Here is an 18,593-nt window from a genome sequence, read left to right on the forward strand (position 1 = left end):
ATGATGAAAATCATCTAATTGATATAGAGAGTCTTTAGGAAAGATCATGGTCGAGGAATCCAGTCCGTCGTGGGGTATGCGTGGCTTAAGAAAATGGTTAGGTACCGCACCAGAAACCCGTGATGAATTACTCAAGTTAGTTCAAGACTCACGTCGCTTTTTAGAGCCAGATACTGTTGCTATGCTTGAGGGTGTTCTCGATCTGCCAGCAACCAAGATTCGAGAAGTCATGACACCGCGTACAGCAATCATCAGCTTGCAAGAAGACGATCAATTACTCGATATTCTGGATGTACTGATTGATTCTGCACATTCACGCTTCCCTGTATTTTCAGCAGATCAAAGCGATAATGTCGTGGGTATCTTATTAGCGAAAGATCTTTTGCCATTTTTAACCGAGCGTAATGTCAAAGTCGATATTCGTTCATTGATGCGTCAGCCTGTTTTCGTGCCGGAAAGTGCACGTTCAGACCAAGTGCTACGCATGTTAAAAAATACCCAAACCCATATTGCGATTGTGATTGATGAATATGGTTCAACCGCGGGTTTGGTCACTTTGGAAGATATTCTCGAAGAGATTGTGGGTGAAATTGAAGATGAGCACGATATTGCCGATGAAGAAGCACTCTATATCGTACCAGACAATGACCCAACCACAGCCAATACCTGGATTGTGCAGGCACTTACACCAATCGAACACTTCAACACTATTTTAGATGCAGATTTTTCTGACGATGAAGTTGAAACTATGGGCGGCTTACTGCTGCAAGAGATTGGTTTAGTGAGCGATTTACAAGGTCAAACCATTGAGCTTGGAGATTGGCAATTTACCATTATTGAAGCAGATGCACGCACCATTCATCTGATTCGAGCTGTCCGTCAATGAGAACCTATTTTGAGAAGCTGTTAAATTCATCTCAGACACAAACGCAGCTTCCTTTTATTTTTCCACTATTGATTGCACTCATTTCGGGTGCAATCTTTAGTTTAGCTCTGGCCCCTTATTATTTTTGGTGGCTTGCGATTTTATCGCCTGCATTACTGTATGCAGTATTGCGTCAACGTAGTCCACGCCAGGCTTTTGCACTAGGTTGGGCTTACGGTTTTGGTCTATGGTTTGTCGGCGCATTTTGGCTCTATACCTCGATCCATACCTATGGTGACACCAATGCCTTTTTAAGTGTGTTGATGATTGTCATTATGGCCGCCGCAATGGGCTTATTTACTGCCTTTCAAACGTGGTTGTATCGCCGCTTTTTCCCTGAAACACCACTGACCTTTGCCCCACTCTGGGTATTATTCGAATGGGCGAAAACCTGGGTCTTCACTGGTTTCCCGTGGTTGTTTGCAGGTTATGCTTTCACCGAACGTTTACTCGATGGTTATGCACCCCTCTTTGGTGTCTATGCCGTTTCATTCGTCGTGATCGTATTGGCCTGTGCTTTGGTCGAAATCCTCAATCGCCGCTGGTTTTGGGCCATTCCTTCGGCACTGCTGATTATAGGTGCTTGGGGAGCTGGATTTATTCAATTTGTGCAACCTAAAGCAGCCAAGCCGCTGAGTGTGTCTTTGATTCAAGGCAATATTCCGCAAGACCTGAAATGGTTGACCGAATACCAGATTAGAACCTTAGAAATCTACGCGACCCTCACCCGTGCTGAATGGGGCCGTGATCTGATTGTCTGGCCAGAATCATCGATTCCGATGTTCCAGAGTGATATTCCTGAGTTCCTGGATGGCATGGCGGCACAAGCCAAAAAAACCGATACTGCTTGGGTAACAGGTATTCCTTATTGGGATATGGCCAAATCACAGCAAGTCGGTGAACCGCTGTATTACAACAGTATTATGGCCTCAGGGAGTGACTCTTATGGCTTGTATAAGAAACAACGTTTAGTTCCTTTTGGTGAGTATATTCCATTGTCTGGTGCGCTGAAATGGGTACTGCCAGCTCTGCAAAATGATGTTAGCATGAGCGGGTTCTCACGTGGTGAATCCGATCAAAAACCTTTAATAGTAAAAGGCCATGCTCTTGCAGCGGCGATTTGTTATGAAGTGGCTTATCCCAACCTGACCCGTCGTAATGCATCTCACAGTGACTTTTTAATTACTGTTTCCAATGATGCTTGGTTTACGGGAACTGCAGGCCCTTGGCAACATCTGCAAATGGTACAAATGCGTGCCAAAGAAAATGGGCGTTGGTTTATTCGCGCCACCAATACAGGTGTAACTGCGTTTATTGACCAGAATGGTCATATCGTAAAACACGCTCCTATCGATCAAGAAGCAGTTCTCCGTGGCGAGTTACCGGCCATGCAAGGGCAAACATTGTATAATCGTTTAAGCGATTACCCAATCTTGCTTTTCTCTCTGCTGTTATTGATTGTTGGCTGGATCTATCGTCCACGTAAAGTCAATATTACTTTTAAATCACGTCGATAAATTACAGCAACTTTGTACCCAGAGGAACATCAAACTCTGGGACACAAAGTGCAACATCCCCTTCGGCATTATGAAAACCTGTGACCAGACATTCTGACTGAATTGGCCCAATTTGTTTTTTTGGAAAATTTACTACGGCGACCACCAGCTTTCCGATTAAATCATCAGGCTGATACAACTTGGTAATTTGCGCACTGGATTTTCGAATCCCCAGGTCCTCACCAAAATCCACTTGTAGAATATAAGCAGGTTTTCGGGCTTGTTTAAAGACCTCCGCTTGAATGATCCGTCCAACCCGTAGTTCAACTTTGCTAAAATCATTCCATTCGATCTGTTGCATCTCTTTTATTCTCTTTTGGTTAAGTTCCGTTTGCAGCATAGGCGATCTAGCATCTTTAATAAACAGGCTAAATTTTTATTTGAAGTTAGGACAATTTCTATACACAAGAGTGTGCCGAGCTCATTCCAATCGATTAAAGCGTGTCAAAAACAAGTCATAAAAAAACGTAGAACTTGGGTCTACGTTTTTATTCAATATCTCTGGCTTAGAAATTCATCGATAATTGCACCGATATATAGGCCACGAGACTCGATAAGAATAGCATCGGAATATATCTGTAGGCTTTAAATAAAAGCTGTTCATCGTTAGCAATCAGCTTATGATTGATCCAGACACTAGTTTTTAAAGCACTTAAAAAACACAACACAAACCATGCACTCAACAAGCTCATGGCAAAAAAGCCGATCATGATTTGACTGCTGCCTTCCGACGCTTGCCACACGCTTAAAGCACCTTCACTAAAAGGCAATAGGCTTAAGATGAGCAATACAGATTTAAGCATTGCCCAATGAAACTGATTCAGTTCATCTAACACAAAAAATGCTTTCATCTGATCTCCACAACTTATTTCAAGGGTCTGAATTTATTATGCAAAGCTTTGACCAGAAGAAAAAGCCTATTTTTCTGCATCACTTCTTTTTCTTGTAACTATTAAATATGGAAATAATTCTTATTATAACTCTCAAATCTTTAATATTTTATTTATTCTTTATTTTACAATAAGTTGATTAAATATTTATAATTAAGAAATATTATCACTTCACTCTCGATTTATTTAACTCAACAGTGAAGTAATATTTTTATTCAAACATTATGGCTGATAGTAAATATCGGCATCGTTACCTTCGCCACCTTCTTTACCATCTGCACCAAACGAATATAAATCATATGGACGACCTTCACGACCGGGAATGACGTACTGTAAATCATTGTCCCAACTGTCCTTTGGATAACCCCCTTTAACATACCCCCCTGGCAACCAATTTTTTGCAGAAGCAGGTTGATGGACCAACGCATCCAACCCGCCATCTTGCATTGATGGATAACGACCATTGTCCAACTTATATTGATCCAATGCTCCAGCAACACCTTTTAAGGTAATTTGCGTGGTATCGACTTTGGCTTTTTCACCACGGCCCATCACATTCGGAACAATCAGTGCAGCCAAAACACCTAAAATGACAATAACAACCATCACTTCAATAAGGGTAAATCCTGAGGCACGATTCATTCGAGCAACGCACGAACGTGCCGCAAGAGAAGAAGCTATGCTTTGAGTGCAAGTATTCAAGCTATGTCCAACATTTTGTTTATCCATTGAATTATTCATATTCATCTCTCTCATGTCACGCATCAAATCATATTGTTCATATTAATAATTGGCAACATTACCGCAATCACAATCACCAATACAATTGCTGCCATAAAAATCAGCATCAAGGGTTCAAGTAAAGCCAGCAAAGTTGAAATAAAGGTAGTCACTTCACGGTCCTGCATGGTGGATGCGCGATCGAGCATGCGATCCAGCTCACCTGACGCTTCACCACTTCGGATCATTTGTACCATCATTGGGGGGAAATAACCGCAACGCTCCAATTGTGTTGCCAAATTACCACCTTCTGTTACACGCTCCATTGCCACTTCGATGGCATCACGAATCACCCAGTTATTACTGACTTCCGCCCCAATCCGCAGAGCTTCAACCAGAGGCACACCAGAACGAGTCAGAATCGATAAGGTACTGGCAAAACGTGCCGCATTTATACCACGCGAAAGTTTACCAAATAGTGGCAATCTGAGCGTTAATCGGTCAAATGCATAATGCCCTGCAGTGGTTCGGAGGAAACGGGTAAATAAAATGACTGCAACAAAGGCAAGAATAAGCATGCCAATCCAGGTATGCCGGATAAAGGCACTGGCTTTCATCAAAGCAACCGTAATCCAGGGCAATGCTTCTTTGCTTTGCTCAAAGGTTTTGACGATTTCTGGTACCACATAGGTCATCAAACCCATCACAATTCCGAAAGACATCAGCATCAGGACAATCGGATAGATCATCGCGCCTTGAACTTTCTTCTGCATGGCAAAGCGGTTTTCAGTATAGTCGGATAACTGATCCAGAATCAGATCCAGATGGCCTGAGCGCTCCCCTGCAGCGACTGTTGCAATATACAACTCAGGAAAACGGCCTGATTGCTGCATACTTTTTGCCAATGAATGTCCTTCTAAAACCTTGGAACGCACGGCACTCAACAAGTTTTGAACATGTGATTTTTCACTTTGTTTACTGACCGCACGCAATGCTTCTTCGAGTGGAATCCCTGCCGCCACCAATACGGAAAGTTGACGGGTCATCAGAGCCAGATCATAGGCACTGAAGCTTTTTTTAAACCATGAACGCTGTTGTTGTTTGTCTTTTTGCTCAACCGCATCGACCGCAATCGGTGTCCATGCTTTATCACGTAACTGTTGGCGAATTTGGCGTGCGGAATCCCCTTCCAGCACACCTTTATGTTGCTTTCCAGAAGCATCAATAGCTGTAAATTGATAAGCAGGCATGGTTCTGTTCTAATTGTCCCAAAATAGTAGTCGTTAAGTTGCATCCGTGTATGGGATGAGGAACCTTGTTCCACAAGAAATTCATCGACATATTGCACAGCACTTTAGCATAATTCTATGAGATGCAGTCATGCCTTATTTAAGTTGTTTGAAGCGACCATACAACTCAAAGGCTACAAATATCAACCAACACTTTAATGAATGAAGCCGCTATGCCGATCCAGAATTCTAACGCAATCCTTTACCGTATCCGAGTTGCCATACCTGTCTACCTGTATGACACCTTTGACTATACGGTCAGTGCAGAGCAATATGCTCAAGCACAGGTGGGAGCACGCGTTGCCATTTCTTTTGGACGGCAAAACCTCGTGGGAATTATTACCGAAAAGGTTGATCCAAACCAAGCGTTTACAGGGCAGTTCAAACTTAAAGCCATTACCGAACTTCTCGATGAAGAAGCCATTTTAGACCAACAAGTTTTAACTTTGTTGACATGGTCAGCCCAATATTATCAATTTCCGATTGGGGAGGTGATGCAAAGTGCCTTACCGACCTTATTGAGACAGGGCCGTGCCTTAGATATCCTGTTTCATTTATGGAAGATCACTCCTCATGATGATCCCAATACCTTATTAAAGCGTTCCCAAAAACAATATGATGCTTATCAGGTTTTAAAACTTCATCCACATGGTGCCACTGAAAATGTGCTTAATCTCAGTGGTGTCGAAAGCTCAACTCTAAAAGCATTAGAAAAAAAGGGACTGGTTGAATGTTGTCTGGAACCGCATGATTTCACGCCGACCCCTGTGCAACTGGCACAAGTGCCTTTGACTGCGAACGAAGATCAAAAGAAAGCGATTCAACAGATCCTCAAAGCACAGCATCATTATCAGGCCTTCTTACTTGATGGCTTGACGGGTAGCGGTAAAACTGAAGTTTATCTGCAAGTCATGTACGAGGTACTCAAACAAGGTAAACAGGTTCTGGTTCTGGTGCCTGAAATTGGCCTCACCCCGCAAACGGTCGCGCGTTTTAAATCACGTTTTCATTGTGATGTAGCCTTACTACATTCGGGCTTAAATGATTCAAAACGTTTACAGGCATGGCAACATGCACAAACGGGCAAAGCCTCAATTATTATTGGCACTCGTTCTGCGATTTATACCCCACTGCCACATCTAGGCTTAATCATTCTGGATGAAGAGCATGATCTATCCTATAAGCAGCAAGAAGGTTTCCGTTACCATACCCGTGATGTGGCCTTATATCGTGGCTATTTGCAAAACTGTCCCGTGATCCTTGGTTCTGCCACCCCCAGTATCGATAGTTATCATTTAGTGGAGTCAGGCAAGTTACAGGTACTCGAACTGAATCAGCGTGCTGGCGTCGCGGTACTGCCCAAGATATATGTCGTCGACTTAAAAATTGCCAAAAAGCAGCATGGTCTGAGCCAGACTTTAATTGAACAGATCAAGCACACTCTAGAACGTAAAGAACAGGTACTGATCTTTTTAAATCGACGTGGTTATGCCCCCATCCTGATGTGTGAAAGCTGTGGCTGGCAAGCCAATTGCCCGCATTGTGATGCGCATTTTACCTTACATTCGCAGCCCTACCATTATTTGCATTGTCATCATTGCGGCACCATCAATCGTCTTCCCGACCATTGCCCTGCATGCCAGAAACAAAGTCTAAAAACCATCGGTGCAGGAACAGCAAAACTTGAAGAGCACTTACAAGAATTATTTCCTCACAATGACGTGATTCGTGTTGATCGTGACAGTACCAGCCGAGTCGGCAGCTGGCAGAAGATTTATGATCGCATTCAGCAAAATAAGCCGAGCATTTTGTTGGGCACGCAAATGCTGGCCAAAGGTCACCATTTCCCACATGTGACACTTGTTGCGATTCTGGATATAGATGCAGGTCTGCTCAGTGTCGACCCGCGTGCACCTGAACGGACTGCACAGCTGATTGTGCAGGTGGCAGGGCGCGCTGGACGTGGCGAGCATAAAGGCAGTGTCTATTTACAGAGTCTACGTCCTGATCATCCGATGTTGACCACCTTAATCGAGCATGACTACCGTACTGTGGCCAAACAAATGCTGACGGATCGTAAAATCGCCATGCTCCCCCCTTATCGCTATGCAGTTCTGGTTCGGGTCGAATCTAAAGATCGTGACTATAGCCAGCAGTTCCTTGCTGATATAGCCCAACAGTTAAGGGAAATGACAGGCGATTTGGTTGATATCTGGGGGCCAATCCCTGCCCCGATGGAACGCAAAGCAGGACGTTATCGCGCGCATATGGTGATTTTGTCTGCTGATCGAGCAAAGCTGCACTTTTATTTACGGCAATGGTGGCAACAAGTGGTACATTTACCTCGTCAGCACCAACTGAGACTTTCGATTGATGTTGATCCCCAAGAGTTTAGCTAAAAACCAGCTTTGAGCTAACTCAAATAAGCGCAGGTTTCTGGATATCATCTATTCAGATCATATTTTTAACCGCGACTCATTTGAGTTAGTCTAGACAGAATAGAAAAATTGAGGCATTCAATGTCTTTACTGCTCCCGATTATTTTTTTACTGGCCGCGACTTTAATTTTTGCGCCCTTGGCCAAACGCTATGCCTCGACCACTGTTTTGGGTTATCTCATTGCAGGGCTTTTGCTTGGTTCCAGTGTTTCTGGCCTGATTGATGATGCTCAACTGATCAGCCAACTACTGCATTTCGGCATGATGACTGTCATGTTCTTTATCGGTTTTGCTTTTCGCCCCTTACAACTCTGGGCAGAACGTCGGACTGTACTCAAAAACAGTGGCGTACAATTTGTCATCATTAGCCTACTAATCACCAGTATCTGTTTCCTCCTGTTCAATGAGGTGCTGCTCAGTCTGATTCTGGGAGGAGCTTTAGCCCTCTCTGCGCTGTTCCTCCCGCAACAACTTTTACAGCAAAAACAACAACTCAATAGCAACCTAGGTCAAGCAACTTTAGCCAGCTTACAGTTTCAAGCTTTGCTTACTGTGCTGCTGATTGCCCTGTTTCCGCTCTTGGAGGATACCTCCTCGACACAACATGGTATTGCCTACTTTGCGGCAATCATTGCCACCATTTCAGGATTATTCCTCGCCAGTCGTTATGTCGTTCGTCCCTCATTTCGTTTCTTGGCCCGTAAAAACAGTATCCATCTCATTCCTGTACTCAGCTTATTGATCCTGCTTACAGTGATCTTGATCATGGATATTCTCAACATTCATCTATTGATTGCTGCATTTTTAGCAGGATTATTACTCGCCGAAACTGAATTTAAAACTGAAGTTGAACGCATTCTCGAACCCTTTAAAGATGCTGCCATTGGATTGTTTTTTCTGGCGATTGGCTTAGGCCTATCCTTGAATCCCTTAAGCCAAACCCCACTGCTGATCTTGGCCTCAATTTTTGGTCTGGTTTTGATTAAGGCAGTGATCATTGGCGCAATCCGCTATTACCAACAACGTCTTGCCAAGCCGAGTATCCTGTTAGCCATCACGTTGGCACAAAGTGGTGAACTCAGTTTTATTCTGCTCAAGTTGGCAGAAAATGAAAAATTACTCAGCACAGCGTTATTAGAATCAACCTTTCTAATTATCTTGGGTTCGATGCTGCTCACCCCGTTGCTATATACATTATTTGATCGAAAAATTTTGCCAATGCTGCAACAGAATAAAGTCGCTGTAACTGATACCGCAGCCGATGTTCCACAACATCCAATTCTCATCATTGGATTTGGTCGTTTTGGACAAGTCATCGCGCGCGCCTTACATGCGCAGGGCAAACACTTTAGTGTGATCGATAGCAACCAACCTGATGCTGATTTTATTCAACAATACGGGCATCGTTTTATTGATGCCGATGTGACTCAAGTTGAGAACTTGCGTGCTGCGGGCATCGAATATTGCAAGTTACTGATTGTTGCGATTGATGATGTTGAAGACAGTATGAATCTGGCGCGACACCTGCGCTTGAATTATCCAGATTTGACCATTCTGGTTCGGGCTCGCGATCGGCATCATGCCCATTTACTGCATGGCTTAGGCATCTCACAAATCTGGCGTGAAACCTATGCCTCATCGTTAAATATGGCGCAGCAAGCCTTAATTGAAACAGGTCTGGATCATGACGAAGCACAAACCCAGATTGCCCAATTCAAACAGCAAGATGAACAACTGCTCACACAGCAACATTGGACTTACGACCAACAGACGCTGACTGAAAGTTATCCAAGTGCCATTGCTGAACTGGAGTATTTATTTGCCAATACTCAAACTTTGCTGACAGATCGCGTGAGCAATGAACAAAACACACAAAGTGATGCAAATTCCCCCAATGAACAAGCTTGAGTTTTTACGAACTGGCACCATTATTGACTGCATATATGCACCTTTTTTATAAAGCTCAAAGTGCTTTTCAAAGCAATAAATTGCTTTGTTTTCCCCTTGAGGGGGCTGGAGAAAAATATGTCTGATTTACGCCAACGCTTTTTTATCGAAGACTGTCCTGTTCGTGGTGAAGTGGTACATCTGGAAGAAGCACTACAAACCATTTTGGCGCAACGAGAATATATGCCTGCGGTTCAAAGCCTGTTGGGTGAAATGCTCAGTGCAACTGCACTATTGGCAAGTACGCTCAAGATTCATGGCCGTATTAGCTTACAGATTCAAGCCAGCGGTACATTTAAATGGGCAATGGCAGAGTGTAACCATTTAGGTGAAGTGCGCGCCTTGGCAGATTATGAAGAAGATCCTCGTTTTGTTGAAGGTACAGATAGCCGTACCGTATTGGCGGCTTTAACGAATCCCTTATTGTTCATTAATATTGAACCTGAGCACGGTGAACGCTATCAAGGCATCGTACCGCTTGATCAACCAACTTTAGCCGGTTGTTTGACACAATATTATGATTTGTCTGCACAGATCCCAACTCATATTGTTTTGGCAACCAATAACAAACGTTCAGGCGGTTTATTGATTCAGTTACTTCCGCGTAATGATGAAGAAGAGCAAAAGCTGGTTGATGAGGACTTATGGCCGCGTTTGACCATGCTCACTGAAACGCTTAAACCTGAAGAACTCACTGATCTTTCAGCCAATGAAATTCTGTATCGTTTATATAACGAAGAAGAAGTCCGTTTACCGGAAATTGAGCAGTTAAAGTTTGGTTGTACTTGCTCTAAAGAACGCTGTGCCAATGCCTTGATCCAGATTGGTGTTGACGCGGTACATGAAACTTTAGAAGTACAAAATCCAATCCAGATGGATTGCCAATTCTGTAATACACGCTATGAATTCACCGCAGAAGAAGCACTGGGGCTGTTCGGTGAGCATTTAAGTTAATGAAATAGCGAAAAATAAAAAAAGACGGGCTTCCGTCTTTTTTTATTTTGTATTAAGGTCTACGGGATAAAATAAGATCCAGATCTCCCAATAACATAGACCGTTATCCTGCCTTATGAACTATTTCGAATACCTGCTGTTTATTATTAGTGTTGTGGTACTGATTGCTACTCCTGGCCCTGTGATGATTCTCGTCGCCAGCGCAGGTCTCAAAGGTGGCTATAAAAAAGCCTTGCAAACCATTTTTGGCACTAATTTCGCCTCCTTAATCCTGATTTTTATTTCAGTGTTAATTCTCAAAGGCTTTCTGACGATTGATGAAAACTATCTCAAAGGTATCCGGGTATTGGGGTGCCTTTATATTGCCTACCTCGGTTATAGCATCATCAAAGAAGTGCTTCAGGCACCACATCCCGCAGCGATTCAAACGGTGTCCGCACAAAATGGCGGTTTTAAAAAAGGCTTTCTGGTGGGGATTTCCAACCCCAAAGATATTATTTTCTTTTCAGCTTTTTTCCCGCAATTTATTTCAATTTCACCGAATATCAATTTCAGTTTAAGTCTTCTGACCGTGACTTGGATTATCCTGGATTTCCTCACGCTGTCTTTGGTTTATTTGTTTTTCCGTCGCTTGTCACAAAGCAGTATTTATCCCAAGATTTTGGGGCTATGTGGTGTCCTACTGGTCTTGATTGCACTCTATGGTCTGGTTGAAACTTTTATTTAACACCGCCATAAAATAACCTCCAAGTTACAACCCAGCGGCTACGTTCAGCCAAGCAGAACAAGTCTTATACAATCGAATCCATTGAAATCTCTTGGATTCGTTTCATAATGAAACAAACATCTCATTATTATATTTAAGATCATGGCAAAAAATTATTATGAAGAGCTCGGTGTTTCCAGAGATGCCTCAGCAGATGAAATCAAAAAAGCCTACCGAAAATTGGCACGTAAATATCATCCTGACATTAGTAAAGAAGCAGATGCTGAAGCCAAAATGCAGGCGATCAATGTTGCTTATGACACTTTAAGTGATAGCAGCAAAAAAACCGAATACGATCAAATGCTGGATCATCCACAAGGGTTTTCTCATTTTGGACAAGGCAATCAAAGTGGCTTTGATGGTTCTCAGTTCTATCGGCAAAGTTCAGGTGAAGGAGCTGATTTTAGTGGCTTTGAGGACCTATTTGGTCGCTTTGGATCAGGCTTTGGTGGCGGACAACAGCGCTCTCAACGCCAGCAACGCAGCTATCGTGGTGAAGATCAGCATGCCAGTATTCAGGTCGACATAGATATTGCCTATCACGGTTCAACTCAACAGATTACACTGCAAATTCCAACCTATAATGTGTATGGTGAGCCTGAAGTCCAACGTAAAACTTTAGAGGTTAAAATTCCAAAAGGTATGAAAGAAGGCCAGCAAATCCGCCTCAATGGCCAAGGTCAAAGTGGTATCAACGGTGGTGAAAATGGCGACTTATACATCGAGATTCAATATAAAGACAGCGACCGCATTCGCGTTGAAGGCGCTGATGTTTATCAAACCATTGACGTTAGCCCTTGGGAAGCAGGCTTGGGTCAAAGCATTGAGCTAAATACCCCTGCTGGACAGCTCAAGGTCAACTTACCCAAAAATGCCAAAAATGGACAACAACTGCGTTTAAAAGATAAAGGGATTCCAAATAAAACGGCAGGACACTTATATCTGATTATTAATATTGTTTTACCGCCAGCGCACAGTGAACAAGAGCAGCAGGCTTATCAACAATTTGCCGATGCCTTTGCTGCATTCAAACCTCGTGCCTCATAAGGAGTAAGATCATGACAACTATTCAATACAAAGAAATTCAATATGACGGTCACAGCCAAGTTGAAATCATTGATGAACAATTGGCACTCGATCTTGAGCACTTCGCCGAAGCATGTGGTCAAAGTACCGATTGGGTGTTAAAACTGATTGATTATGATATTTTGCAGATCTCTGTTGAACCCCAGAACTATCAGTTCATTGGCGAAGATGTCAGTCGCGCCAGACGGGCCTACCGCCTGCAACGCGACTTTGATGCCAGTCTGTCTGCCGTAGCAGTGATGCTGGATTTAATTGATGAAGTGCAACAACTGCGCAAACAGCTTAAACATTTTCATTAAGCTATGATACAAATGACCAAGTTCGAACTATTTCAGCTTGGTCATTTTCTCGACTTCTTTCAGCGTTTGCTTAATCGGTTCATAATCAAGGAACCACAACAAATTAAAATTACGCTGCCGATGTTGCTGAGCCAGCAAATCAATCACACTGCGCTCACCACGTCCCACCAAATGCTGCTGATAAAAATAGTACAGTAATAACACGGTACTCATCAGCATCACACCCAGCATAATCCAGAAGCCCACAGGGGATTTCAATCCGGGAATAAACTCAAAGTTCATTCCATAGACCCCAGTCAGCAACGTTAAAGGCGCAAATACAGCCGTGATAATGGCCAAGATACGCATGTTTTCATTGGTTTGGTTGGCAATCGCAGAAAAGTGTAAATCGATGGCCGACTGAATCGCGCTCCTTAACCGCAAGGTATGCTTCTGTACCCGCTCAACATGGCTCATCAGGTCATTCAAACGCACCAACAGAATATCTTGTGCCTTGTGCTTATGCTCACCCACCACATGATGATAATTATCGACCAGTTCATCTCTAAACTCCTGCAAGGTCTCAATCTGTTCTTCGCATAAGTTTTCGATTTGTTGAAAGGCCATATCTTCATGGAACAATTGATGCCATTGTTTAAAACGGCGATTACCCTGTAATAACTGCTGCTGCCAATATTCAACACGACGTGTCAAAGGCGTACGCAAATTCAGATAACCATCAATCATGCTATTCAGTAGGCGCAGACATAAATCAGCAGATGTGCCCGCTAATTTACGCGGTTTATTTTGTTCAATGATCGGACGACCCATAATGGTCTGGATACGTTGAATATAACTTTCTACCGCTTTATTGCCCTGCTCACGGACACTCACCAGTATGTTGGGTGTCAAAATAAAACTCATCGGTGTCGTGGCCAATCCAAACACACTTTCATGGCTTTCTGAAGCATTCTCATTTGCCAAAATCTGGTCATCTGGGCTAATCAGTTTGCGGAACACCAACAGGTCATATTCCTCCACTGTATCAAATGCACAAGGGTGTTCAATATTGAGTAAGTCCCGCAAATGAAATTCATTCAGTACCAGTCCTGTATGCTCATAAATATTTTTCTGCCAAGCCTCGGTATGATTCACAAGATCTTGTCTAAGACTATCCACCCATAAAAATTCAAGCGTATGTTCTGTTTGTTGTTCCGCACTGATAAAAATCGTATTTTCACTGTTATGACGATAAAAATAATAAAGTTGCATAGGACAATAGAAATTAGAATGGCAAGAGAAATGCTGCCACGAAGCCAGATAAAAAGCTACGGCTATTACAGGACTGAAACGACATCCAATAAAAAAGCCTCACATGCAAGGCATAGAGGCTTTTTCTCATCTCAGCAAGATTACATTTCTGTTTTCTCAACCACACCATATTTAAGGGCTTGATCAAGTTGCTCTTTATCCAAGGCATTATCCCATTTTGCCACCACGATTGTGGCACAAGCATTCCCCACCAAATTGGTTAATGCACGGCATTCTGACATGAAACGGTCAATACCAAGGATCAATGCCATACCTGCGACTGGAATTGCAGGAACAACCGAAAGGGTTGCTGCCAAGGTAATAAAGCCTGCGCCAGTAATCCCCGCCGCGCCCTTAGAACTCAGCATCGCAACCAATAAAATCGTGATCTGCTGTGTCAGTGTCAATTCAATATTACAGGCCTGAGCAATAAACAAAGCTGCCAAGGTCATATAAATATTCGTCCCATCGAGGTTAAATGAATAACCTGTTGGAATCACCAGACCCACCACTGACTTTTCACAGCCAGCCTTTTCCATTTTCGCCATCAATGACGGTAATGCTGCTTCTGATGAACTTGTCCCAAGCACCAACCAGAGTTCGTCCTTAATATAACGAATCAGGTCAATAATCGAGAAGCCGTTATAACGCGCAACAGCACCCAAAATCACAATAACAAACAGTAAAGCGGTAATATAGAAGGTCGCAATCAATAACATCAAATTACCAATTGAACTGATCCCATAAGCACCAATGGTAAAAGCCATCGCACCGAATGCACCGATCGGCGCAAACTTCATCAGCATTCCAACCAAGGTAAATACTGGCGTGGTGAGCTGCTGTAGGAAATCAGTGACTGGACGACCTAAATCACCTGATTTTGCCAAAGCCAAACCAAATAACACAGCCACAAAAAGCACTTGAAGAATCTGACCTGATACAAATGGACTGACCAACGTATCTGGAATGATATTCATCAAGAAGCCGGTAATGGTTGACTCATGAGCTTTGGCGGCATATTCGTCTACTTTGGTGCTGTGCAAGGTACTTGGATCAATATTTAATCCATGCCCAGGCTCAATCACATTCCCGACAATCAGACCGACAATCAAAGCCAAGGTCGAGAAAGTCAGGAAGTAAATCATTGCCTTCCCGGTGACTCGTCCAACGCTGCCAATATTTTTCATCCCCGCAATCCCGGTCACAACCGTCAGGAAAATCACAGGGGCAATGATCATTTTCACCATTTTAATGAAGGCTTCGCCAAGCGGCTTTAAGCTTTCACCGAATTCAGGAAAAAAATGACCCAACAAGATCCCCGCGACAATGGCGAAGATCACTTGGACATAGAGAATTTGATAAAACTTTGGTTTCTTTGGAGGTTGTTGGTCATCTTGACCTGTGGCGACATGATCGACAAGCATGTGCAATATTCCTTCATATTGGGAGAAAAAATAGACTTCCGACTGTCTATCTAAAACCACATAAACGCAGGCAGGCACGGAAATTTGGGGAATTCTACGTTAATTGCAGCACAGACAATTGGCAGCTTAGACTAATGTCTAATATAAAAGACATTTATGTTCATAATTTCTACAATTTATAAACCAAATACTTAAAAATTATATTTCGAGTAATCATTGGGTTAATAAAAAAAGCGCATTGTTTACACAATGCGCTTTTTTAAAGCTAAAAGCTTACTCGCCTTAAGCTTGCTCGATATCTTTCATTGTCAACTTGATACGACCACGGTTATCAACATCGGCAACTTGTACTTTAACATCCTGACCTTCTTTCAATACGTCAGTCACATTGGCAATACGCTCATTTGAGATTTGCGAAATGTGAAGTAAACCATCAGTACCCGGCAAGATATTCACGAACGCACCAAATTCAACGATACGAATCACTTTACCCACATAGATGGTACCTGGTTCAACTTCTGCAGTGAGTGCCTGGATTTTTGCAATCGCAGCTTTCGCAGCAGCTTTAGTTTCACCAAACACACGTACTGTACCATTGTCTTCGATATCAATCGCAGCTTTGGTTTCTTCAGTAATCGCACGGATAGTTGCACCACCCTTACCAATCACGTCACGGATTTTGTCAGGGTTGATGTTGATCACTTCAAAGGTTGGTGCATGTGCATTGATTTCTGAACGCGCACGTGAAATGACTTTGTTCATTTCATTCAGGATGTGCATACGACCAGCAAATGCTTGGTTTAATGCAACTTCCATAATCTCTTCAGTAATTCCTTCGATCTTGATGTCCATTTGAAGTGCAGTAATACCGTTGGCAGAACCCGCGACTTTAAAGTCCATATCACCAAGATGATCTTCATCACCCAAGATGTCAGAAAGCACTGCGAAACGCTCGCCTTCTTTTACCAAGCCCATTGCGATACCCGCAACTGGTGCTTTCAATGGCACACCTGCATCCATCAGTGATAGTGAAGCACCACATACAGACGCCATAGACGATGAACCGTTAGATTCAGTAATATCAGATACGATACGAATCACATACGGGAAGCGGTCAGCAGCTGGAAGAACCGCCTGAACACCACGACGTGCCAAACGACCGTGACCAATTTCACGACGTTTAGGGCCAGATTCACGGCCTGTTTCACCCACAGAGTATGCAGGGAAGTTATAGTGCAACATGAAGTTGTCAGTTTTGGTACCCGCAAGCGTATCCACCATCAACGCATCACGGGTATTACCCAAAGTCGTTGTTACTAAGGCCTGAGTTTCACCACGGGTGAATAGCGCAGAACCGTGTGCACGGTCTAATACACCCACTTGTACGTCGATACCACGAACAGTTTTGGTATCACGGCCATCAATACGCGGCTTACCTGACAAGATGTTGTCACGTACAGTACGGTATTTCAGGTCTTCAAATAATTCGTTCACTTCATCCGCAATACCGGTTTCGTCATTTTCAGGAACGAACTGCGCTACTGCTTCTGCATACAAAGCATCAAGTGCTGCATAACGGTCTTGTTTCACCGCAATGGTATATGCTTCAGAGATTTTCGCTTCGAAAGCCGTTTTTAATTGCTCAAGCAATGCTTCGTTTTTGCTTGGTGCAACCCAAGTCGATTCAACCGCGCCCGCAGCCGCAGCAAATTCTTTGATCGCTTGAATTGCAATTTGCATTTCGTCATGACCGAAAAGCACAGCACCGAGCATTTGGTCTTCTGAAAGCTCTTTCGCTTCAGATTCAACCATCAATACAGCTGATTCAGTCCCTGCAACCACAAGGTCAAGATCAGATTGTGCAAGTTGTTCAAAGTTCGGGTTAAGAACGTATTCGCCGTTGATCAAACCAACACGCGCGCCGCCGATTGGACCACGGAATGGCGTACCTGCAATTGACAATGCAGCAGATGTACCCAACATTGCAGCAATATCGGCATCCATGGTTTTGTCAGAAGAAACAACCGTTGCGGTTACCTGGATTTCGTTGAAATAGCCTTCTGGGAACAATGGACGAATTGGACGGTCAATCAAGCGTGAAATCAACGTTTCAGCTTCAGAGGCACGACCTTCACGCTTACCGTAACCCCCTGGGATACGACCAGCAGCATATTGTTTTTCTTGATAGTTTACAGTTAACGGGAAGAAATCCTGACCCGCTTTTGCTTTAGGCTGAGCCACAACAGCAACGAGAACAGTCACGCCACCCATGGTAACTAAAACTGTATTTGCTTGGCGTGCAACACGACCCGTTTCTAAAACAACTTGGTGTTGACCAAATTGAAATTCTTTACGAACGATATTAAACATTGACATGTATTATATTTTCCTAGTTTTATTCTAGTGAGACCCCTAAGGTTTGGCATTCAGACTACCACTACTGTGTAGATAAATGACAAAGCTTAGAAGCCATCGCACTAGATCAAAATTTTTAAATAAATTTAAACACAAAGAAGGAGCGAACAAGCGCCCCTTCTAAAGTCATCTAAGATAAATTAGATGAAACTCTCTTTTCAGCAATAAAGCATAACAACATGCGAAATAGCGAAAACAAAGTAAAATCGAATTAACGACGTAAACCTAATGCGCCGATCAAAGCAACATAACGACCGTGATCTTTACCGTTTAAGTAGTCAAGTAATTTACGACGTTGGTTAACCATACGGATCAAACCACGACGGCTGTGATGGTCATGTTTGTGTTCTTTAAAGTGACCTTGCAAATCATTGATTTGTGCAGTCAATAAAGCAACTTGTACTTCAGGTGAACCAGTGTCGTTTTCAGCACGAGCAAATTTAGCGATGATCTCTGCGCGATCAGTGTTAGTTAAAGCCATTCGATTTCTCCGAGATGCTTACAAAAATAAATGATATTGATCAGTTGGGAACCAACCGACTGCCGTGCATCACTACAGCAAGGCGGTTATTTTAAGTGATCTATCGCTATATT

The 18,593-nt window shown here is 43.1% G+C and carries 16 protein-coding genes; 8 read left to right on the forward strand and 8 right to left on the reverse strand.

Annotation, left to right across the window (positions count from 1 at the left end):
* Nucleotides 1-46: 46 nt before the first annotated feature.
* Both Aba26S_RS02875 and lnt read left to right on the forward strand, forming a co-directional pair.
* Nucleotides 47-886 carry an HlyC/CorC family transporter gene (locus Aba26S_RS02875; protein WP_005240002.1) on the forward strand — a complete coding sequence of 280 codons (840 nt, stop codon included), beginning with the start codon at nucleotides 47-49 and terminating at the stop codon, nucleotides 884-886.
* Nucleotides 883-2,442, forward strand: coding sequence for an apolipoprotein N-acyltransferase (gene lnt / locus Aba26S_RS02880; RefSeq protein WP_005240005.1), 1,560 nt, complete (start codon nucleotides 883-885; stop codon nucleotides 2,440-2,442). The genes Aba26S_RS02875 and lnt overlap by 4 nt, the downstream gene beginning before the upstream one ends.
* Nucleotide 2,443: 1 nt before the next feature.
* Here the strand turns inward: lnt and Aba26S_RS02885 are convergent, their stop codons facing one another.
* From Aba26S_RS02885 to gspF, 4 genes are all read right to left on the reverse strand, one after another.
* Complete coding sequence (locus tag Aba26S_RS02885; protein WP_005240007.1) at nucleotides 2,444-2,782, reverse strand: tRNA-binding protein; 339 nt, start codon at nucleotides 2,780-2,782, stop codon at nucleotides 2,444-2,446.
* 205 nt (nucleotides 2,783-2,987) lie between these two features.
* The gene (locus tag Aba26S_RS02890) at nucleotides 2,988-3,332 is read right to left on the reverse strand and encodes a hypothetical protein (protein WP_005240008.1); all 345 of its coding nucleotides are present in this window, start codon (nucleotides 3,330-3,332) and stop codon (nucleotides 2,988-2,990) included.
* A gap of 261 nt (nucleotides 3,333-3,593) precedes the next feature.
* Complete coding sequence (gspG, locus tag Aba26S_RS02895) at nucleotides 3,594-4,136, reverse strand: type II secretion system major pseudopilin GspG (protein ID WP_005240009.1); 543 nt, start codon at nucleotides 4,134-4,136, stop codon at nucleotides 3,594-3,596.
* On the reverse strand, nucleotides 4,136-5,341 hold the full coding sequence (gene gspF, locus Aba26S_RS02900; RefSeq protein WP_005240010.1) for a type II secretion system inner membrane protein GspF: 1,206 nt from the start codon (nucleotides 5,339-5,341) through the stop codon (nucleotides 4,136-4,138). Before gspF ends, gspG begins: the two co-directional genes overlap by 1 nt.
* Before the next feature lie 212 nt (nucleotides 5,342-5,553).
* Between gspF and Aba26S_RS02905 the strand changes: the two genes are divergently transcribed.
* From Aba26S_RS02905 to Aba26S_RS02930, 6 genes are all read left to right on the forward strand, one after another.
* On the forward strand, nucleotides 5,554-7,779 hold the full coding sequence (locus Aba26S_RS02905; protein WP_010589778.1) for a primosomal protein N': 2,226 nt from the start codon (nucleotides 5,554-5,556) through the stop codon (nucleotides 7,777-7,779).
* Between the two features lie 120 nt (nucleotides 7,780-7,899).
* Nucleotides 7,900-9,726 (forward strand): cation:proton antiporter, encoded by a 1,827-nt coding sequence (locus Aba26S_RS02910; RefSeq protein ID WP_005240015.1) that lies wholly within the window; start codon nucleotides 7,900-7,902, stop codon nucleotides 9,724-9,726.
* Between the two features lie 117 nt (nucleotides 9,727-9,843).
* A complete protein-coding gene (locus tag Aba26S_RS02915) occupies nucleotides 9,844-10,719 on the forward strand; it encodes an Hsp33 family molecular chaperone HslO (protein ID WP_005240017.1) in 876 nt (291 codons plus the stop codon).
* Between the two features lie 115 nt (nucleotides 10,720-10,834).
* On the forward strand, nucleotides 10,835-11,446 hold the full coding sequence (locus tag Aba26S_RS02920; RefSeq protein ID WP_005240019.1) for a LysE family translocator: 612 nt from the start codon (nucleotides 10,835-10,837) through the stop codon (nucleotides 11,444-11,446).
* A gap of 141 nt (nucleotides 11,447-11,587) precedes the next feature.
* Nucleotides 11,588-12,532 (forward strand): DnaJ C-terminal domain-containing protein, encoded by a 945-nt coding sequence (locus tag Aba26S_RS02925; RefSeq protein ID WP_005240021.1) that lies wholly within the window; start codon nucleotides 11,588-11,590, stop codon nucleotides 12,530-12,532.
* A gap of 11 nt (nucleotides 12,533-12,543) precedes the next feature.
* Complete coding sequence (locus Aba26S_RS02930; RefSeq protein WP_005240023.1) at nucleotides 12,544-12,870, forward strand: chaperone modulator CbpM; 327 nt, start codon at nucleotides 12,544-12,546, stop codon at nucleotides 12,868-12,870.
* A gap of 27 nt (nucleotides 12,871-12,897) precedes the next feature.
* Here the strand turns inward: Aba26S_RS02930 and Aba26S_RS02935 are convergent, their stop codons facing one another.
* The 4 genes from Aba26S_RS02935 to rpsO form a co-directional block, all read right to left on the reverse strand.
* Nucleotides 12,898-14,121, reverse strand: coding sequence for a magnesium transporter CorA family protein (locus Aba26S_RS02935; protein ID WP_005240025.1), 1,224 nt, complete (start codon nucleotides 14,119-14,121; stop codon nucleotides 12,898-12,900).
* Nucleotides 14,122-14,261: 140 nt separating this feature from the next.
* Nucleotides 14,262-15,584, reverse strand: coding sequence for a dicarboxylate/amino acid:cation symporter (locus Aba26S_RS02940; protein ID WP_005240027.1), 1,323 nt, complete (start codon nucleotides 15,582-15,584; stop codon nucleotides 14,262-14,264).
* Nucleotides 15,585-15,866: 282 nt separating this feature from the next.
* Nucleotides 15,867-17,954 (reverse strand): polyribonucleotide nucleotidyltransferase, encoded by a 2,088-nt coding sequence (pnp, locus tag Aba26S_RS02945; protein ID WP_171248917.1) that lies wholly within the window; start codon nucleotides 17,952-17,954, stop codon nucleotides 15,867-15,869.
* 256 nt (nucleotides 17,955-18,210) lie between these two features.
* Entirely contained in the window at nucleotides 18,211-18,480 is a 270-nt protein-coding gene (gene rpsO / locus Aba26S_RS02950; RefSeq protein WP_004656162.1) for a 30S ribosomal protein S15, read from the reverse strand.
* Nucleotides 18,481-18,593: the final 113 nt, after the last annotated feature.

Origin of the sequence: Acinetobacter sp. NBRC 110496, from assembly GCF_000876115.1 — a bacterium.
Classification (GTDB): domain Bacteria; phylum Pseudomonadota; class Gammaproteobacteria; order Pseudomonadales; family Moraxellaceae; genus Acinetobacter.